A 17,770-nucleotide genomic window follows, 5' to 3' on the forward strand; every position below is an offset into this window, starting at 1 on the left:
GCAGGAACACCGTGAACGCAACGCCCAATTATCGGCTGACCGAGGAGGTCTATAGCGCCGGCAACACCCGGGTCTGCCGGGCCGTGAGCCTGGCCGACGGAAAGCCGGTGATCCTGAAGATCCTGAGTGGCGAACAATTGTCGCCTGACGCCTTTGCCCGCTATCAGCGCGAATATGAAATCACCTCGTCCCTGGCCGAGGTGGAGGGCGTCACCACGGTCCTGGCCATGGAGAACGTCCAGGACTCGGTGATGATCGTCCAGGAGGATGTCGGCGGCACCTCCCTGGCCAGAATCCTTGAAGCCGGGCGCCTCGACCTCGAGGAGGCCTTGGCCCTGGCCGTCCGCATCACTCAGATTCTGGGCCGGATTCACCGCCATCGCGTCATTCACAAGGACTTCAATCCCACCAACATCATCTGGAACCGGCAGACCGGCACCGTGCGGGTCATCGATTTCGGAATCTCGTCGCAGTTAAGCCAGGAACGCGCTGAATTCCAGAGCGTCAAGCAGCTGGAAGCCAACCTGGCCTACGCCTCGCCGGAACAGACCGGCCGGGTCAACCGTGCGCTGGACAGCCGGTCCGACCTCTATTCCCTGGGCGTCACGCTCTATCAGATGCTCACCGGGACCTTGCCGTTCCTGTCGCGGGGCGGCATCGAACTGGTGCACGCCCATATCGCCCTGATGCCGCCGCCGCCGCACGAGGTCAGCCACGGCATTCCGCCGATCCTGTCGCAGATCGTCATGCGCCTGATGGCCAAGATGGCCGACGACCGCTATCAAAGCGCCCGGGGCCTGGAGCACGATCTGCAGCGCTGCCTCGACCAGTTGCGCCAGACCGGGACCATCGCGTCCTTCCCCCTGGGCAGCCTGGATGCCTCGGCGCGGCTCCGCATTCCCCAGCGGCTTTACGGCCGCGAGGCTGAAACCGCCACCATCGTCGAGGCCTTCGAGCGAAGCATGGTCGGCGAAACGGAGCTGCTGCTGGTCCGCGGCCCGTCGGGGACCGGCAAAAGCGCCCTGGTGCACGAGGTCCACCGGCCGCTCACCGAGCGGCACGGCAATTTCATCGCGGGAAAGTTCGACCAGTACCAGCGCGACGTCCCCTTCTACGCCTGGCGGCTGGCCTTCGAGGAGTTCTGCTCCCTGCTGCTGAAGGAGGACGACAGCGCCCTGGACCGCTGGCGGACCCGGATTCTCGGAGCGGTGGGCAGCCTGGGCAAGGTCATCACCGAGGTCATTCCCTCGCTGGAGCTGATCATCGGCCCCCAGGAAGAGGTCCCCCCCCTGGCCGGTGAAATGGCGCTGAACCGCCTGAACTATGTCTTCGGCAACTTTCTCGCCGCCGTGTGCCGCCGGGATTTCCCCCTGGTGGTGTTCATCGACGACTGGCAGTGGGCCGACGCCGGCTCGCTGTCGCTGCTGCGGTCGGTGATGGGCAACAAGGCCCTTCGCTCCCTGCTGCTGATCGGCGCCTATCGCGACAACGAAGTCCACGCCGCCCACCCCTTCGCCGTGGCGGTGGAGGATATCCGCCGGCTCGACGCCCGCATCGGCACCATCAGCCTGGCCGAACTGAGCCAGAAGGACGTGCACGGCCTGGTGCGCGACGCCCTCAACGATTCCCCCGGCTTGGAGGTGGTGGCGCGGCTGATCCACGAGAAAACACGGGGCAACGCCTTCTTCGTGGTGCAATTGCTGACCGACCTGTACGAGAAATCGGTCATCCGCCTGGACCCGGATTCCAGAACCTGGACCTGGAGCCGGGAAGAGATCGAATCCCGGCATATCGCCGACAATGTCATCGACCTGATGACCGCCAAGATCCGCCGCCTGCCCGACACGGCCCAGCGCGCCCTGATTCACGCCTCGTGCATCGGCGACCGCTTTGAACTGTTCACCCTGGCCGCCATCCTGGACCTGCCGCCCCATCAGGCGGCCGGGGACATCGAGCCGGCGTTGCAGGAAGGCATTCTGGTTCCGGTCGGCCTGAATTACCGCCTGGCCCGGTTGCCCAGCAACAGGGCCGACGTCACCTATCAGTTCATCCACGACCGGGTGCGGCAGGCGGCCCATGGCCTGCTGGACAAGGAATCGGGCGAGCGCATCCATTACGGCATCGCCCGCAAATGGCTGGCCGAGACGTCCCCCGACGATACCGACCTTCGGATTTTCGACATCGCCAACCAGTACAATGCCAGCCTGCGGCTGGTGGCCGATGACGAGGAGAAGCGTCAGGTCCTGATCATCAATCTGACGGCGGGCCGGCGGGCCAAGACCGCCACTGCCTATTCCACCGCCCTGCACTATTTCCAGATCGCCCTGGACCTCAAGCCCTCCCATTTCTGGGAGGTCATGGGGGAAGTGGCCGCCGAGCTTTACCTGCTGGCGGCGGAGGTGGCCTTCCTCACCAAGGACTACCGGTCCATGGAGGAATGGATCGACGAATTCCTGGCCCGCCGGCCTTCACCCCTGGATCAGGCGGGCGCCCTCAAGATCCGGCTACAGGCCCGCGTCGCCCAGAACCGCCTGTCCGAAGCGGTGGACGTCTCGCTGCACGCCCTGGGGCTGTTGGGGGTCCGCCTGCCCAAGGCGCCGGGCCCCCTCCAGGTCATGGCCAATCTGCTGCGGACCAAGCTGGCGCTGCGGGGCAAGAGCCTGGCCGATCTCAACGCCTTGCCGCCCATGACCGACCCGGTTCGGCTGGCGGCCATGGAATTGCTGGGCCTGACCATTCCGCCGGCCTATTGGACCTCGCAGGAACTGATGGCCCTGACCGTCTTCCAGATGGTGCGGGACTCCGTCGCCCACGGCTATTCACCCAATGCCGGCTATGGCTTTTCGTGGTGGGGAATCACCGAAAGCGCCATGCTTGGCAATATCGACCGGGGCTACGATTTCGGCGAATTCGCCATCGATCTGGCCCGGCGCCACCAGCTCAACCTGCAGCAGCCGCTGTTCTTCGCCGCCTGGATCATCCGCAAGTTCAAGCGACCGCTGAAGGACACCCTCCCGGTCTTCGAGCAGGCCTATGCCCTCTCCCTGGAGAAGGGCGACTTCGAATACGCCTCCTATGCCCGCAACAACCACATCCAGACCCTGTTCCACACCGGGCGCAACCTTGGGACCCTGCTGCAGGAAATGGAGCAGGCGCACCGGGACCTGCAGCGGTTCCAGATCGGATCGTCGCTGTACTGGCATTCCATCTGGTGGCAGACCGCGCTCAATTTCGCCGAGCCCAAGGCCGAGCCCCACCATCTGGGCGGACCGGCCTATGACGAGGCGCAATCCCTGCCCCAGCACCTGAAGGTCAATGACGCCAGCACCCTGTTCCTGCTTCATTGCGCCAAGCTGATGCTGAGCACCTTCTTCCACGACCAGGACAATGCGCGTCTCAATGCCGGCAAGGCCAGGGCCTATCTGAAGGGCGGCGTGGGCATGCACGCCTTCACCCTGTTCCACTTCTACGAATCCCTGGCCCTGCTGTCCGGCGAGACCCGCCCCAGCGGCAAAATCATGCGCCAGGTGACAAGCAACCAGAAGAAGCTCAAGATCTGGGCCGACCACGCCCCCATGAACTACCGCTATCACTGGATGCTGGTGGAGGCGGAGCGGCTGCGCGCCACCGGCAAGTCCGACCGGTCCCTGTATTGCTATGACCAGGCCATCGACCTCGCCCGCGACAGCGATTGCGTCCATGAGGAGGCCCTGGCCTACGAACTGGCTGCGCGCTGCCTGCTGGGCCGGCGGCAGGAGCGCCTCGCCTCCTATTACCTGCGGCAGGCCCTGCATCTTTACGAGCGTTGGGGCGCAACCGCCAAGTCGGCACATCTGGCAGCGGAATTCTCGGCCTTGCTGCTGACCATCGCGCCGATGCCGCTGCAGCAGCGCATTTCCGGCGGCCGCTCGCCGACCACCAGCCAGGGCCGCCCGTCCGGCGGCGACGGGCAACAGGCCCGGTCATTCGACTTCCTGGCAGTCACCCAGGCGTCCCAGGCCATTTCCGGCGAGATCGTCATCGGCAAGCTGGTCACCACCTTGCTGGAAATCGTGATCGAGCATTCCGGCGCCCAGAAGGCCATGCTGATCTTCAAGAACGGCGAGGACCTCAGCATCCAGGCCCGCGGCATCGCGCGCCAGGCCATCGAGGTGGATTCCACCCCCATGGCCATCACCGAATGGGCCGAACTGCCGCTGCCCCGGTCCATGGTCCAATACGTGGCCCGCACCGCCAAGTCCCAGATCATCCACGATACCCGCCAGGAGACCCAGTTCTCCAAGGACCCCTACTTCCTGCGCGAAAAGCCGCTTTCCGTCCTGTGCGAGCCCATCGTCCACCAGGGAAAGGTGGTGGGCATGCTGTACCTGGAAAACAACCTGACCGCCGGCGCCTTCACCGAGGAGCGTCTGGAACTGCTCCGCCTGCTGTCCTCCCAGGCGGCCATTTCCATCGAAAACGCCATTCTCTACGCCGAAATGGAAAAGCGGGTGGAGCAGCGGACCCATGAATTGGCCGAATCCCTGAAGACCGTCAATGCCAAGAGCCGACAGGTCTCGACGCTGTTCAACAATTCCGGCCAGGGCTTCCTGTCGTTCGGGCCTGATCTGATCGTCGAGTCCGAGTTCAGCCAGGCCTGCCTGTCGTTCTTCGGCCATTCCCCCGCCGGTCACGCCATCGACCAGCTTCTGCTGCCCGACGATCCCCATGGGCGCAACACTTTCCGGTCCTGCCTGGAAGAGGCGCTGACCGACGAGGACCCCGACCGGCGCCACATCTACCTGTCGCTGCTGCCCGAGGAGATCACCATCGGGGCCACCACTCTCAAGGCCGAGTTTAAGCCCCTCGACCACGCGGTGATGGCGGTGCTGACCGATATCAGCGAGGAAAAGGCCCTGGCGGCCCAGGTAGCCCGCGAACGGACCCGCCTGGAAATGATCGTGGCGGCGGTGACCAGCGGCAACGACTTCTTCGACGCCGTGGCGGAATTCGAATCCTTCATCCACCACGACAAGATGGCCTGGCGCGACCGCGACGCCATGGCGCTGTACCGCGCCATCCATACCTTCAAGGGCACCTTCAACCAGTTGGGCTTTCATCTGGTCCCCGCCGCCCTGCACAAGGTGGAGGCCTCGCTGCAGCAACTGGCCGAGATCGACGACCTGCCGGCGGCCCTGGCGACAACCTTCGCGCCGGACTGGGCGACCCTGCTGGCCGCCGATCTCGACGCGGTCTCCTCGGCGCTGGGTGCCGACTTCATGGAGCGGCGCGGCGTCGTCGCCATCCCTCCCCATCAGGCCAAGCGCTTCGAGCTTTACGCCAGGGGCCATCTCGACCCGGCCGAGACGCCCAAGGTCCTGGCCGAGCTTGCCGCCATCCGCACCGTTTCGCTGCGTCAGTCCCTTGCCGATTACGACAAGCTGATCCAGCAGGTCTGCGCCCGGCTGGAAAAGGTCGTGCTGCCGCTGAAGCTGACCGGGACCGATCTGCGCATCGACCCCGATGCCTGGGGTCCGTTCCTGCGCACCCTCGGCCATGTGTTCCGCAATGCCGTCGACCACGGCATCGAAAGCCCCGATTCCCGCCTTGCGGCGGGCAAGAGCGAGTTTGGAACCATCGCCTGCAATATTGCCATCACCGACGGCCGGATCGAGCTGGAGATCAGCGATGACGGCGAGGGCATCGACGTGGAGACCCTGCGCCGCCGGGCCATCCAGTTGGGAATCAACAACGCCGAGGAGTGGAGCCTGGTGGACCTGATTTTCGGCGACGGCATTTCCTCGCGCTCGGAGGCGACGGATCTGTCCGGCCGCGGCGTGGGCATGGGTGCGGTCCGCTCCGCCGTCGACGGCATGGGCGGCAACATCGACGTCCGCACCACCCCCGGCCGGGGCACCTGCATGCTGTTCAGTCTTCCCCTGCCCGCCTCGAACGGAGCCCCCGTCCCATGAGCCACCGCCGCAAACACCTGAGCAAGGCCATGGAGGCGGTTCTGAAGCGAACGCGCGCCTATCTGGAAGACGAGGCCGGAATCTCCGTCACCCGGGGGGAAACCATCATCGGCGACGTGGACGTGCTGGAGCTGCGCGCGGTAAGCACCATCGTCGGCACGGCGGGTCCGGTGAACCTGCTGATCGCCTTCAGCTTCGCACCGCCCCTGCTCGAGCATCTTCTCGATCTGGTCGCCGCCGAGATCGGCCTCGATGACCGGGAGCGGCCGCAGTTCCTGCTGGAAACCGCGGCCGAAACCGTCAACTTCATCATGGGCCACGCCACCGCCGACCTGGTCGACGAGGATGCCACGGTAACCCTCACTCCGCCGGTCGTCCTGGCGGGTGGCCGCAGCATTCACCGGCCGAAAGGGGCGAAATTCTACGCCGTCGAATTGGCCACCCCTTACGGCAGCTTCGATATCTACTTCATCGGCCCGTCGGAGATGTTCGACACCAGCCTGAATCTAGTGCAGCGCGAGGGAAAGCCATGCAGTCCTTGAAGGTCCTGATCGTCGATGATTCGCTGTTGAGCATCCGGACCCTGTCGGGCCTGCTGGGCGATATGGGCCATGTGGTGATCCAGACTGCGGCCAGCGGCACCCTGGCTCTTGAGGCCTATCGCGACGTCAGGCCCGATCTGGTCACCATGGACATCACCATGCCCGACATGGACGGCATTACCGCGACCCAGAATATCTTACGGGAATTTCCCGCCGCCAAGGTCATCATGGTTACCTCCCACGGCCAGGAGGCCCAGGTCATGAAAGCGGTCAAGGCCGGGGCCAAGGGCTATGTCCTGAAGCCCATCAAGCGGGAAAAGCTCCGCGACGTGATTTCCCACATCTTCAAGTAGCCGTGTCCACTAGATCGCGAATACGCAAGAAGGTCGACGTGCCGATGCCGTCCTCGTCCTCCCACAGGCTGAGATAGCCGACCCGCGCCGTCTCCAGCGCGGTCCCCAGCCTCGCGGCATGGGTCTGATCATCTCCCGCCGCCGAGGCGTTAACGGCAGTCCTGATTTCGGCGATGGCGGCCAGGGCCAGCTTGGCCAGCCCAAAATCACCCCGCTCCTGCAACCGCGCCGCATAGCGCGCTTCGTCACGTAATGCCGCTTCGATGGCAGCGGCCAACCGGGTCTTGCTCATGCTCGGTCTCCTCCCCCCCTTCCAGGGGCTAAGGACCGTCATGCTGCGCGGCCATGATGGCGTCATTGTGGCCAGCCAGCCTTACCGCAACCGGCCGACCAGATCGGCCCCCACCACGATGGCGGCGATGACGGCCAGAAAGGCGATGAACACCGACTTCCAGCCGGACCCGCTTTTCCGCAGGTTGAGATAGACCCACAGGATCAGCACCGCCTTGAGCACCCCCGCCGCCATGGCGGCCAGGGTCGGGGCGATGCCCTGGTCGGCGATCGCCGCCCAGAGGGACAGGGCGGTCAGGGCCATCATCAGCCCCCAGGCGCGCAGCAGGGTGGTGGTCGACGGCATGGCGTTCACCGGATCAGATAGACGATGGGGTAAAGCAGGACCCAGATGAGGTCGACCATGTGCCAGAAGGCGGCCCCGGTCTCCACGTTCTCGCGGCTCGGCTTGGCGGCGACGATGCCGAGGATGACCAGGCCCAGGATCACATGGGCCGCATGGAAGCCGGTCATCAGGTAGAACAGGGTCCAGAAGGTATCGCTCTCGATTCCGAAGCCCTGGGCGGCCTTGTCGGCGTATTCGGCGAACTTCACCCCCAGAAATCCCAGCCCCAGCAGCGCCGCGCCCCCCAGCCAAAGCCGGCAGCGGCGGATGTCGCCGGCGGCGCGGGCATTCACCGCCAGTGCGGCAGCCAATCCGCTGGTCAGCAGCAGCATGGTGTTGACGCCGCCGGCCAGCCGGTCGAGCCGGAGCTGATCGGCCAGGAACATGGCGGGGTGCAGCACCCGGCTGACCGAGAAGGCGGCGAAGAAGGCGCCGAACACCAGCAATTCACTGAGGATCAGCACCCACATCAGGGGATTGCCGGGCAAATCCGACAGGGCGCCCCAATTTTCGCTCTCGTCGCTCATGCCACCAACTGCCGGTAGATCTTGGGAAGCGCCGCCGACAGATGGGCCAGATGGCCGATGATGGCGTAATGGCCTCGCCCGAAGAGATGGGGGAAATAGCCCTGGGCCTTGCGGTCGACGGTGATGCCGAACACGGACAGCCCCTTGGCGCGGGCTTCCAGTACGGCTTTCCGGGTATCCTCGACGCCGTGGCGGCCTTCGTAATGGTCCACGTCGTTGGGCTTGCCGTCGGTCAGTACCAGCAGCAGCCGGTGCCGCTCGGGCCGCTCCTCCAGCCGGGTGGTCGCATAGCGCAGCGCGGCGCCGATGCGGGTGTAATAACCGGGACGCACCGCCCCGATGCGGCGCAGGACCCGGTCCCCGAACGGCTCGTGGAAATCCTTGACCATGTCGACCTTGACCCAGTCACGCTTGCGCGAGGTGAAGGTGGCCACGGCGAAGGGATCGCCGCAGGCGGCAAGGCCGTGGCCCAGCACCGCCAGGGACTCCTTCTCCACATCCAGGACCCGCCGGTTGTCGATCCAGGAATCGGTGGATAGGGAGGCATCCATCAGCACCATCACCGACAGGTCGCGCTCCTGGGCGCGGTGCTGCAGCCAGACCCGGTCCGAGCCGGTGCCGCAGGCGGCCAGATCGGCCCGTGCCCGCACCAGGGCGTCGGTATCCAGCTCCTGACCATCGGCCTGGGCGCGCAGCAATTGCGGCTTGGTGCGCAGCGCCTCGAACTGGCGCTTGACGGCCCGGATGCGCCGCTTGGCGTCGGCATCGGGGCTCCAATCCTCGCCCTCTTCCGAGGCCGGGCCGACCAGGACGGAACAATGGTCCGGAAGGTAGGCATTGGCGCGCCAATCCCATTCAGGCAGCAGGAACGTGCCTGTGAGGCGGCTGGCATCGGTGGCGCCGGGCGGCAGGTCCAGGTCGAATTTCAGCTTGGTCGCCGCCTTGCGCGAATGGGACGACAAGGTGATGGCTTCCATGTCGTCGGCGGCCTTCTTGGCCTCTTCCTCGTCGGTATCGTCGGCGGCGCGGTTGACGTTGACCATGTCGGCCATGGCCAGGATCTTCTCGAACCGATTGAGCAGCAGCGGGTCCTTGCGGTCGGCGTTGTCCTCGTCGCGGCGCTCGGCCTTGCGCCGGGTCTCCTGCTCGTCGCTCTCCTCGCCCTCGCCGCCCCGCTCGGGCTCGGCATCGGCCGGCGACAGGGCGCCGGCCATGCCGGGCAGGCATTCGCCCCACAGGGGCACCGGCAGGAGGGGCAGGTATTCGCGCGGCGCCTTGGCCGGCAAGGGAGGCAGCGCCGCCCCGGGATCGGCCAGCAGGGACAGCACCGCCGCCTCTACCTTGGCCTCTGCGCCCGAGAGGCTGCGCCGGGGCCGGGCCTCCAGCAACGCCGCGCACAGGGCGCCATGGCGTGCCGCCAAGCCGGGAAAGCGCCGCAGCACCGCCCTGGTGGTCCGCGACGCCTGGGCCAGGCGGGCCAGATCGGCCGCCAGGGGATCGGAGGGCAGGTCCAGGGGCTCCAGCACCGCGAAATAGGCGGCCAGCCAGAAATAGAGGTCGCGATTCAGTTCGGCGGCGGGAAACAGCGCCAAGGTGGGCGGCAGGGACAGGCTGGACTGGTCGCGGCTGGCACTGACCAGCCGCTCAGTTTCCATGCCGATGCGCTGGCGCAGGCTGAGCCGGTGGCCGGACTCCCGGGCCGCCGCATTGGCGATCTGCACGCCGCGATCGCCGCCCAGCCCGCGAAAGAACACGGCGAGGCGGGGCCGCACGGAATCAAGGCTGACCTGGGCCTCGGGGAAGGACGGCCAGCTGGCCTTCTCCCCGACCCAGCGGTGCCAGAGGGTGCCGACCCGCTCCTCCAGTTCCAGGAAGGACAGCCAGCTCATCCGAAGATGGCCTTTACCACCTCTTCCAGCCCGGCCTTGACTTCCGGGTCGTCGGACAGGGGCTCGACCATGGTGACCTGCACGGCGTCGCGGACGGCAAGACCGGCCTGCATCAGGGTGGCGCAATAGACCAGCAGGCGGGTGGAAACCCCTTCCTCCAGGTCGTGGCCCTTCAGGGCCCGCAATCGTTGGGCCAGCAGGATCAGCGCCTGGACCTTGCCTTCCTCCAGCCCGGATTCCTCGGCGACCACGCGGCGCTCGAGATCGGGGGCGGGAAAGTCGAATTCGATGGCCATGAAGCGTTGGCGGGTCGAGGGCTTCAACTGCTTCAGGACGTTCTGGTAACCGGGATTGTAGGAGGCCACCAGCATGAATTCCGGCGGGGCCGCCAGCATCTCGCCGGTGCGCTCCAGGGGCAGGATGCGCCGGTCGTCGGTCAGCGGGTGCAGCACCACCGTGACGTCCTTCCTGGCCTCGACCACCTCGTCCAGATAGCAGACGCCACCCGACCGCACCGCGCTGGTCAGCGGCCCGTCGGTCCACACCGTGTCGCCGCCCTTGAGCAGATAGCGCCCGGTGAGATCGGCGGCGGTCAGGTCGTCATGACACGACACGGTGAACAGGGAGCGGCCCAGCCGGGCCGCCATATGGGCGACGAAGCGGGTCTTGCCGCAGCCGGTGGGGCCTTTGAGCAAGAGCGGCAGGCGGTGCCGCCAGGCCAGCTCGAACAGAGCGCATTCGTTGCCTTGGGGCAGGTAGAAGGGCAAGGATTCAGACATGAATTTCTCCGGAAAAAAGGGGCGGCCGCCGCAACGCGGCCGCCCCGATCCCAAGACTTATTGGGCCGGCTTGGCCTTGCCGGGAACCACCAGCGACCAGACGATCATGACGACACCGATGAAGGTGGCGACACCGGCGCCCAGGCGCATCCAGTAGAACAGGCCGAGCTGGTCCTGGACTTCCATGAAGCCCATGCCCATCACCCGCTGGAGATGGCTCTGCACCACTCCGGCGAAGGTCAGCGCGAAGGTCATGAAGGTCACGCCCGACGAGGTGATCCAGAAGCCCCACATGTTGAGCAGCTGGTTGTAGGGCTCACGCTTCAAGATATTGGGCATGGCATAGGTCATGATGGCGATGTTGATCATCACATAGGCGCCGTAGAACGCCAGATGACCGTGGGCCGCCGTGACCTGGGTGCCATGGGTGATGTAGTTGACCGGAGCCAGCGTGTGCAGGAAGCCCCACACCCCGGCGCCGAAGAACGCGAAGACCGAGCAGCCCAGCGACCACAGCAGAGCCGCCTTGTTGGGGTGGTTGCGGCCGCCCTTCCACACCATCATGAAGGCGAAGACCACCATGGCGAAGAACGGAGCCACTTCCAGGGTGGAGAACACCGAGCCGATCCACTGCCAGTAGCCGGGGGTGCCGATCCAGTAGTAGTGGTGGCCGGTGCCCAGGATGCCGGAGAACAGCGCCAGGCCGATGATGACGTACAGCCACTTCTCGACCACTTCGCGGTCGACGCCGGTCAGCTTGATCATCAGGAAGGCCAGGATGGAGGCCATGACCAGCTCCCACACGCCCTCGACCCACAGATGAACGACCCACCACCAGAAGATCTTGTCCATGATCAGGTTGGCGGGGTTGTAGAGCGAGAACAGGAAGAAGACGGCGATGCCCCACAAGCCCAGCAGCAGGACGTTGGTGATGGCGGTCTTGCGCCCCTTCAGCACCGTCATGGTGATGTTGAACAGGAACATCAGCGCCACGACGACGATGGCCAGCTTGATCCACAGGGGCTGTTCCAGGAACTCGCGTCCCTCGTGAATGTGGAACAGATAGCCCACCACGGCGGCGGCGGCCCCGATCAGGAACAGCCAGAACTGAACGATGGCCAGCTTGGTGCTGTACAGCTCGGTCTCGGCTTCCTCGGGGATCAGGTAGTAGGACGCGCCGAAGAATCCCATCAACAGCCAGACGATCAGGGCGTTGGTGTGGATCATGCGGGCGATGTTGAACGGCAGCAATTCGGACAAGGTGTTGGGCATCACGACGATGGTGCCGATCACCAGTCCGAACAGAATCTGGGCGACGAACAGGCCAAGCGCTCCGGCAAAGAAGTAGAGCGCGACTTTTTGCGATTCATATTTCATGTTTCTTGCTCCCCCTTTTAGCCGGAAACCTTGGGCGGCCAGTTCTGGGTGTTGACTTCGCTGGTCCACTTGAAGAAGTCGACCAGATCATCCAGCTCCTTTTCGGTGATATCGAAATGGGGCATCTGCCGCCGGCCCTCGATGCCGGTGGGCATGCTCTTGATCCAGTTCTTCAGGCCATCGCGGGCCGCCGCTGCGTCTTCGCGGCCGCCGTAGCGCACCCAGACATTGCCCAGTTCAGGAGCGAAATAAGCCCCCTCGCCCATGATGGTGTGGCAATCGATGCAGGCATTCTTTTCCCAGACATGCTTGCCCGCCGCCACGGACGGGGTGACGGGGTGGGACTTTTCCATGTCGTTGACGGTCGAGACGCTGTGTCCCACAAGCCCGACGAAGACGATGAAAAAGAAAGCCGTGCCGCCATAAAAGATATTTCTGGCGGCGGATTTTGTTAGCACTTCCGACATTGCGCTCCTCCGGTTCAAACGTTTCGGAAATTCCGATAGGCGGCCAGCTGCTTGTGCTGGGCCGTGCTTCCGTCCTGGGTCGCCACCCCGAGTTCCCCCTCGAGCAGGCGGCGCAGGGCCGAAATGTCATTGAGAATGATGGTGTTGCGATTGCGCCGCTCGACGCCGGCCTCGGCCAGCCGGGTCAGCGAGCGGGCGAAATGGGCGGGCGTCATGCCCAGTTGGCCGGCAATGGCCTTCTTGGGGATGTCCAGGACGAAGGACTGGTCGGCCCCGGCCTGCTCCGCCTGCTCCAGCAGAAAGGCGGCCAGACGCTGTACCCCGGTCAGGCAGCGCTGCGCCATCAGGGCGTTGGCCAGGGTCTGGGTATTGGCGGCGATCAGGCCGAGAAAGGCGTTGGCCAGGGCGCCGCTGCGTTCGAGGGCGACAAGCACCGCCCGCCGGGGCAGCTTCATGACCACGGGCGCCGCCATGGCCTCGGCGCTGAACATGTGGCGGCCGGCGAACAGGTCGGCCACCCCCAGTATGCCCGGCGCGCTGATGCCGTCGACGATGACGCCGTCGGGCCCCTGCAGGACCACCGTGCCGCGCAGCACCACGTAAAGGGCGTCGGCCGGCGCCTGGGTGTCGAAGAGCGGCGTGGTCTCGGCGAATCGGAAAACCTCGGCCTCGGCCGCCAGATCCGCCAACTGATCCGGCGACAGCAGGGTGAAGGGCGGAACCTGCCTCAGCCGGTCCAGAGCCTGCCGCTCTGGACGCCGGCGCGGCCAGCCATCGAAAACGGGAGGTGGGGCGCGCCCCCCTGCGGATAGCGCATCGCTCAATCTCATGATCCTTTGCTCCTCCTGGGGAGTCCGGGCCCACGGCGAATCCGGTGGCGCCATGACGGCGCCTCTCCGAACCCGGTTGACTGGAAACCCTGTAAAACGCGTGTGCCGAATGGGCCGAGGCCCGGAACGTCAGACGATGGACGGCGGAGCGCGTGAAAAACCGTCGCCGGGCTGCCGGCGGGTTGGAGGAAGAATCTGGGCCCTGGATGCCGGCCCGATGCGGATGGCCAGGGCCAGCCGGAAAACGCCAGCCCCGGCCGGTGCGGCGAGAAGCTGGGAGACGGCCGGAACGCAATGCTGGCAATGAGCCGCCTTGACCTGACCGCCGGCGGCCTTCGCCTTGGAGCAGATGGAGGCGGCAAGGTCGATCAGGACCTGATCGGCCGCACCGCCCTGCGACAGGCCGGAGACCATTCCGCCGCCGCCGCCCACACCCATGCCCACGGCATTGGTCGTCCACTGCACCGCCAGACCGACGACCAGCAGGCAGACCAGCAAACGCGACAGCAGGGTGGGGTTCAGTGCGGAGCGGTTCATGGCAAACACCATAGAACGCAACAGGAAAACAGCTTTGATTTTGGTCAAGCACCAAGATCCGGCAAAATCAGCCAAAACTGAGCTTCATTGACTTTGGTAAAGACCCAAAGCCACCGGCAATGACCATGAAGGAAATAAGGAGAAACAACTGACCACCTTGGAACCTCTTGAATCAACAATGGCATTATCGTCACAAACTTGACTTCATCATCAGAAGGATAGACCATATAATAATCAAGGTTAATTGAATGAAATGCTCGAAATCCAAAAGGACATATAACCTTCTGCCGCGCCGAACCCGTTCCCAACCGGGGGCGAGGTCAAGGAGAATCCCGCAATGAACGAGAAACAGGTCGGCTTGCTGATCATCGGCCCCATGATCATCGGCACGGCGATACTGCTGTATCGCCATCACGCCCTGGGGCTGAAGGCGGTGGCTGCGGTAGCGGTGGCGGTCATCACCGTCGCCACCTTCATGTTCGTGACGCTATGACGCCGGAAAACATCCAGGCGCCCCATTCCTGGTCCGCCGCCACCAGAGGGCGATGGCCCGGAGGTCGGGGGCGATGGCCGTCCCGAACTCGCCGGTGAAGTCGGCCCACCGGTCGGCGTGGCGATGGTGGACGGAGGTCAGCACCGGCACGCCCCGGGCGGCGGCGGCCATGATCTCGGCGAGAAAGCCGCTGCCCTCGGCCTCCAGCTTGCCGAATTTGTTGACCACCAGCAGATCCAACGGTGCCGCCAAGGCATGGCGGAGCACGGCGCTGGCCTCGGCAACCCCGGCGGGGTCGACGCTGCAACAGCTCGCCCCCTCGCCCAGGCGCTGGGAGATCAGAAAGCTCTCATCCCCGCCGAGATCATAGAGAATGACGTCTCCGGCGCAGGGACGCCCCTCGGCGGCCCGGCGCTGGATCAGGCCAAGGACGCGATAGCCTCGCGCCGCCTGCTCCCGCGCGAAGCACTCCAGAATGGCATTGGCGTTCACGCCGTCGCCGTAGAGGACGGCCCCACACAGGCAGGGGGCGATGCTTCCATCCATCTCCGGATCCCCTTTCGCTATATACATGAACACCATATCGCATTGCGCGCAAAGGAGCGGACTCTCCCCCGGCGTGACGGTGAGTCCCGAACCGGCCGGAGAGCTATTCCACGGCCAGGATGACGTGGGAGGCCTTGAACAGGGCCCAGGCCGCCGTGCCGGGCCGAAGCCCCAGTTCGTCGGCCCCGTCCCGGGTGATCATGGAGGTGAGGACCTTGCCGCCGCCGATGTCCAGGGTGATCTCGCAACTGACCGGCCCGTCCTCGCGACGGGCAACGGTGCCAAGGATACGGTTGCGCGCCGAGACGGCAGGCAGGGCGTCGCCGGTGGCCAGCATCACGAAGGAGGCCTTGACCAGGGCGGTGACGCCCTGCCCCACGGCGATCCCCAGGTCGCGGACACTCTCCTCGGTGATCGTGGCGGCCAGCGTCACCTGGTCGTTGAGCCGCAAAATCACTTCGGCGTTGACGCTGCCTTGGCGGATTTCGGCAACGGTGCAGCGAAAGGCGTTGCGGGCGCTTGTCTTCATGCCGAGGCTCCGGAGCAGAACGATGGGATCGATGGGCGTGCTGGCATCGCTGAACATGGCGGCGACGCGGGACAGCCGCTCTTCAAGCAGATGAAAGGCGGTGATCAGCGCCTTGCCGTCCCCGGTGACCACGGCACCGCCGCCGTTGCGGCCGCCGGTCTGGGCCGCCACCGCCGGACGCGGCAACAGATTGTTGACGGCGTTGAGCGCGTCCCAGGCCGCCTTGTAGCTGAGGCCGACCGCCTGGGCCGCCTTGGTGATGCTGCCGTGCCGGTCCACGGCTTCCAGCAGGGCGATGCGATCGCGACCCACTGGCGACCGGCCGCCGCCCCTCAGGGCTAAAATGGCTTCGATTTTACTGTCGGTCACGGCTGCCACCCCTCGTCATGTATGCGCACTATATGACGAGGGGTGGCAGCCGTCAGCCGAAAAATGCCCGGGAGGGCGTTACTTGCCGATGATCACTTCCGACGACTTGATGATCGCCTGGACGTCGTCGCCGACCTTGAGGGCGAGATCGTCGACGGCCTCGTTCGACACCAGCGAGGTGATGGTCTGGCCGCCGATATCCACCTTCACCTTGGCAACGATCTGCCCCTTGTCGATGGCGACGACCTTGCCCTTCAGATTGTTGCGAGCACTGAGCTTCATGGGAATATCTCCAATCAAATCCACGATCGATCTCATATCGATCCCAACAACGCAGCGTATACCCGACAAATACACGGTCAATATCGCCAATGGTCTAGCGCCGGACACAGACCGCTATTTACAGGAGCAGCCAAGCGCCATAAATAAACAAGCACTTTCAACGGACACTCCCGCCGCTGTATCGTCGCGATAAATATCGGATTTGACTGCAATGCATTTTTCGCAATAGCCCATGAATGCAATTTATTTTGTCCTATCCTTCACAAGCCCTACCTGCGTACCGCAGGTTAACGACATAACGACTTTGCGGCCGGGAAAATCGGGCATCATTCCGGGCCGCACCGGAATCCCGGTTGCCGCGGAGGATGGCTCGCTATATACATGAACTACATTTCGACGTGATTCAGGAGCAAACCGATGCTGATGAAGCGCCTGTTGGGGGCCGCCACCGGCCTCGCCCTTTCCCTGGCCGCCGCGCTGCCGGCCCATGCCGAGGACGTGGTGGTGTTCGCCGCCGCCTCGCTGACCAACGCCCTCAACGAAATCGGCGAGTCCTTCACCTCCCGGACCGGCCACAGGATGATCCCCTCCTACGCCGCCTCCTCGGCCCTGGCCAAGCAGGTGGAACAGGGCGGCCCCGGCCAGGTCTTCGCCTCGGCCGACCTCCAGTGGATGGACTATCTGGCCGGCAAGAAGCTGATCAATCCGGACTCCCGCTTCAATCTGCTGGGCAACACCCTGGTTCTGGTCGCCCCCGTGGACTCCAAGCAGGCCAGGATCGAGCTGACGCCCAAGACCGACATCGCCGCCCTGGCCGGGTCGGGCCGCATCGCCACCGGCAACCCCGATTCCGTCCCCGTCGGCCTCTACTTCAAGCAGGCCATGGAACGGGCCGGGCAATGGAAGGCGCTGGAGACCAAGATCGCCGCCACCGATTCCGTGCGTGCCGCCCTGGCCTTCGTCGAGCGCGGCGAGGTGCCGCTGGGCGTGGTCTACGCCACCGATGCCGCCGTTTCCAAGAAGGTCAAGGTGGTCGGCGTGTTCCCCGACACCATGCACGACCCCATCATCTATCCCTTCGCGCTGATCGCCGGCAGGGAAAGCCCCGCCGCCAAGGCCCTGCTCGACACGATCAAAGGCCCCGAGGCCAAGGCTGTCTTCGTCAAGTACGGTTTCAAGATCAACTGAGACGCGGCAGGCCCTGCCATGAAGGTCGCCATCGCCACCCAGGACCTGACCCGCGTCGACGCCCATTTCGGCTGGGCGCGGCACCTGATGCTCTATGAGATCGACGAGGAAGGTTATCGCTTCCTCGACCTGGCATCCTTCCCGGCGGGAAAGCAGGATGGCGACCATTCCAAGCTGGCCTGCCGCCTCGCCGCCATGGAAGGCTGCCAACTGGTGTTCGTGGCCGAGATCGGCACCGACGGCGAATTCGGGCTGGCCCGGCTCAGGGTTACCCCCATCCGCAAGTTCGCCGGACAACCTGTGGCATTGGCTTTGGAATCGCTCCGTGATGGAATGAGGGGCCAGTTGCCGCCGTGGCTGCGTCAGGCCGAGCAGAAGTATCGGCGGGAGAATATCGACGGGTGACCGGCTGATGGCGGCTACGCATGAACGGTC

At 65.0% G+C, this 17,770-nt stretch carries 18 protein-coding genes; 6 read left to right on the top strand and 12 right to left on the bottom strand.

The genetic code is table 11. The features are described from left to right. The first annotated feature begins 11 nt into the window (after positions 1 to 11). Genes AMB_RS14780 through AMB_RS14790 form a run of 3 tightly spaced genes read left to right on the top strand, consistent with a single transcriptional unit; the run spans position 12 to position 6,846 of the window. A complete protein-coding gene (locus AMB_RS14780; protein WP_011385313.1) occupies positions 12 to 5,951 on the top strand; it encodes an AAA family ATPase in 5,940 nt (1,979 codons plus the stop codon). Beyond that, positions 5,948 to 6,493, top strand: a complete 546-nt coding sequence (locus AMB_RS14785; protein WP_011385314.1) for a chemotaxis protein CheX — start codon at positions 5,948 to 5,950, stop codon at positions 6,491 to 6,493. The genes AMB_RS14780 and AMB_RS14785 overlap by 4 nt, the downstream gene beginning before the upstream one ends. Beyond that, entirely contained in the window at positions 6,481 to 6,846 is a 366-nt protein-coding gene (locus AMB_RS14790) for a response regulator (RefSeq protein ID WP_011385315.1), read from the top strand. The genes AMB_RS14785 and AMB_RS14790 overlap by 13 nt, the downstream gene beginning before the upstream one ends. Here the strand turns inward: AMB_RS14790 and AMB_RS14795 are convergent. The 9 genes from AMB_RS14795 to AMB_RS14835 form a co-directional block, all read right to left on the bottom strand. Further along, complete coding sequence (locus AMB_RS14795) at positions 6,839 to 7,138, bottom strand: hypothetical protein (RefSeq protein ID WP_148207425.1); 300 nt, start codon at positions 7,136 to 7,138, stop codon at positions 6,839 to 6,841. The two genes, AMB_RS14790 and AMB_RS14795, sit on opposite strands and share 8 nt — an antisense overlap. Before the next feature lie 81 nt (positions 7,139 to 7,219). Continuing rightward, entirely contained in the window at positions 7,220 to 7,483 is a 264-nt protein-coding gene (locus tag AMB_RS14800; protein WP_043744670.1) for a cytochrome C oxidase subunit IV family protein, read from the bottom strand. A gap of 5 nt (positions 7,484 to 7,488) precedes the next feature. Then, positions 7,489 to 8,049, bottom strand: coding sequence for a cytochrome c oxidase subunit 3 (locus tag AMB_RS14805; RefSeq protein ID WP_011385318.1), 561 nt, complete (start codon positions 8,047 to 8,049; stop codon positions 7,489 to 7,491). Beyond that, positions 8,046 to 9,938: a nitric oxide reductase activation protein NorD gene (locus AMB_RS14810; RefSeq protein WP_011385319.1), complete on the bottom strand. Its 1,893-nt coding sequence runs from the start codon at positions 9,936 to 9,938 to the stop codon at positions 8,046 to 8,048. The genes AMB_RS14805 and AMB_RS14810 overlap by 4 nt, the downstream gene beginning before the upstream one ends. Beyond that, on the bottom strand, positions 9,935 to 10,717 hold the full coding sequence (locus AMB_RS14815) for a CbbQ/NirQ/NorQ/GpvN family protein (RefSeq protein ID WP_011385320.1): 783 nt from the start codon (positions 10,715 to 10,717) through the stop codon (positions 9,935 to 9,937). Before AMB_RS14815 ends, AMB_RS14810 begins: the two co-directional genes overlap by 4 nt. Before the next feature lie 57 nt (positions 10,718 to 10,774). After that, positions 10,775 to 12,094 (bottom strand): cbb3-type cytochrome c oxidase subunit I, encoded by a 1,320-nt coding sequence (locus tag AMB_RS14820; protein WP_011385321.1) that lies wholly within the window; start codon positions 12,092 to 12,094, stop codon positions 10,775 to 10,777. A 17-nt stretch (positions 12,095 to 12,111) separates the two neighbouring features. Then, positions 12,112 to 12,561, bottom strand: a complete 450-nt coding sequence (locus tag AMB_RS14825) for a c-type cytochrome (protein WP_011385322.1) — start codon at positions 12,559 to 12,561, stop codon at positions 12,112 to 12,114. Between the two features lie 14 nt (positions 12,562 to 12,575). Further along, a complete protein-coding gene (locus tag AMB_RS14830) occupies positions 12,576 to 13,391 on the bottom strand; it encodes a Crp/Fnr family transcriptional regulator (RefSeq protein WP_231848856.1) in 816 nt (271 codons plus the stop codon). 129 nt (positions 13,392 to 13,520) lie between these two features. Continuing rightward, positions 13,521 to 13,928, bottom strand: a complete 408-nt coding sequence (locus AMB_RS14835; RefSeq protein ID WP_011385324.1) for a hypothetical protein — start codon at positions 13,926 to 13,928, stop codon at positions 13,521 to 13,523. Positions 13,929 to 14,265: 337 nt separating this feature from the next. Here AMB_RS14835 and AMB_RS25740 point away from each other — a divergent pair, with 337 nt between their 5' ends. Next, the gene (locus AMB_RS25740) at positions 14,266 to 14,421 is read left to right on the top strand and encodes a hypothetical protein (RefSeq protein ID WP_158303975.1); all 156 of its coding nucleotides are present in this window, start codon (positions 14,266 to 14,268) and stop codon (positions 14,419 to 14,421) included. Here AMB_RS25740 and AMB_RS14840 read toward each other — a convergent pair. From AMB_RS14840 to AMB_RS14850, 3 genes are all read right to left on the bottom strand, one after another. Then, positions 14,416 to 14,967 (bottom strand): DUF2478 domain-containing protein, encoded by a 552-nt coding sequence (locus AMB_RS14840; protein ID WP_043744673.1) that lies wholly within the window; start codon positions 14,965 to 14,967, stop codon positions 14,416 to 14,418. The genes AMB_RS25740 and AMB_RS14840 overlap by 6 nt on opposite strands. Positions 14,968 to 15,070: 103 nt before the next feature. Then, entirely contained in the window at positions 15,071 to 15,865 is a 795-nt protein-coding gene (locus tag AMB_RS14845) for a TOBE domain-containing protein (RefSeq protein ID WP_011385326.1), read from the bottom strand. A 78-nt stretch (positions 15,866 to 15,943) separates the two neighbouring features. Further along, entirely contained in the window at positions 15,944 to 16,147 is a 204-nt protein-coding gene (locus tag AMB_RS14850) for a TOBE domain-containing protein (protein ID WP_043744675.1), read from the bottom strand. Between the two features lie 417 nt (positions 16,148 to 16,564). Between AMB_RS14850 and modA the strand changes: the two genes are divergently transcribed. Both modA and AMB_RS14860 read left to right on the top strand, forming a co-directional pair. Beyond that, positions 16,565 to 17,335 carry a molybdate ABC transporter substrate-binding protein gene (modA, locus tag AMB_RS14855; protein WP_011385328.1) on the top strand — a complete coding sequence of 257 codons (771 nt, stop codon included), beginning with the start codon at positions 16,565 to 16,567 and terminating at the stop codon, positions 17,333 to 17,335. Positions 17,336 to 17,353: 18 nt separating this feature from the next. Continuing rightward, the gene (locus tag AMB_RS14860) at positions 17,354 to 17,740 is read left to right on the top strand and encodes a NifB/NifX family molybdenum-iron cluster-binding protein (protein WP_011385329.1); all 387 of its coding nucleotides are present in this window, start codon (positions 17,354 to 17,356) and stop codon (positions 17,738 to 17,740) included. Positions 17,741 to 17,770: the final 30 nt, after the last annotated feature.

Source organism: Paramagnetospirillum magneticum AMB-1, from assembly GCF_000009985.1.
Lineage (GTDB): Bacteria > Pseudomonadota > Alphaproteobacteria > Rhodospirillales > Magnetospirillaceae > Phaeospirillum > Phaeospirillum magneticum.